General features: G+C 64.9%; 1 pseudogene. It reads right to left on the bottom strand.

The window, feature by feature from the left end:
• Positions 1-348: pseudogene (locus AC3A35_RS27955) on the bottom strand (4-hydroxy-2-oxovalerate aldolase); the annotation flags it as partial.

The raw sequence follows: 348 nt of genomic DNA, 5'->3' as shown, positions 1-348 counted from the left end.
GTTGGCCACGCCCATGGCGAGGTTGTGGTGGCCGTGGAAGCCGAGTTCGGTCTCGGGCTTGAGCGCCTCGCGCACCGTGCCGAGGCGCGCCTTGACCGTGTCGGGCAACAGGTGCCCGGCCGAGTCGGTGATGTAGATGCAGTTGGCACCATAGCCTTCCATCAGCTTCGCCTGCTTCACCAGCCCTTCGGGGCTGTTCATGTGGCTCATCATCAGGAAGCCGACGGTGTCCATGCCAAGCTTGCGGGCGTAGCCGATGTGCTGCTCGGACACGTCAGCCTCGGTGCAGTGGGTGGCGACGCGGATGGTGGAGACACCAAGCTCGTGCGCCATCTTCAGGTGGTCGAC

The organism is Azoarcus sp. Soil_N_20 (assembly GCF_057656155.1).
The sequence above is the reverse complement of the archived record's forward strand: the minus strand, read 5'-3'. Positions and strand labels throughout refer to the sequence as shown.